Annotated in this window: 2 pseudogenes; both read right to left on the bottom strand. The window is 57.8% G+C overall.

The annotated features are described in order from the left end of the window. Positions 1 to 322, bottom strand: a pseudogene (locus tag EOA29_RS39035) (hypothetical protein); the annotation flags it as partial. After that, positions 312 to 663: pseudogene (locus tag EOA29_RS39030) on the bottom strand (FkbM family methyltransferase); the annotation flags it as partial. The pseudogenes EOA29_RS39030 and EOA29_RS39035, both read right to left, overlap by 11 nt.

Below are 663 nucleotides of genomic sequence, written 5' to 3'. Positions count from 1 at the left end.
GTTCAGACACGAAGTCGTCGTAGGCGACCACCTTGACTTTGGCGACGTTGGCGAGCCCGGTTTTCGCCCATATGTCCTTCAGCAGGGGCCCCCGATAGACGATCTTCTCGTCCTCTTTCGTCCAGGGCGTGCGCGTATCGTAGGTCTGTTGCGGAAATTCGGTCTTCAACTGCTCGACGGTAAGGGTTTGGATGGCCTTGCCCGATGCATCTTCGAGCGTGAGTGTATCGGGATCCGCGAAGGCGCCCTTGCCGGCCGTTGGCCCGGCAACAGCCATGGCGACTGCGAAGGCAAGATAAGAAGCAAAAGTATCACGCCGCATCTGGTTCAACCTCTTCATATTCGCGTGGGCCGTCGTCCTTGCCGAAAAGCACGCACGGTCCGCGGGACCCGCGGGGATCATAGGCATAGCCTTTTAGCGCCAATGCCTGGGTGATATCGCGGATTCCGTCCAGGCCATACAAGTGATCATGCAGCTCTAGGTAGACGCGCTCTATGCCTGGGAGCTTGGCGTGCTGCAAGAGTTCCCTTTCGGCGCCTTCTATGTCCATAACAAGGACGTTGGTGCCGTGCTGGACGATGAAGTCGTCGGCGTCAGTCGAGACAATTATCATTTCGCGCTCGTAAGGCCCCTGATCTTTGTCCATCGAGGACATCCAGAGG

This window comes from Mesorhizobium sp. M1E.F.Ca.ET.063.01.1.1, assembly GCF_003998155.1.
Classification (GTDB): Bacteria; Pseudomonadota; Alphaproteobacteria; order Rhizobiales; family Rhizobiaceae; genus Mesorhizobium.
Note: the sequence above shows the minus strand (reverse complement) of the source record. Positions and strands in the feature narration are given on the sequence as shown.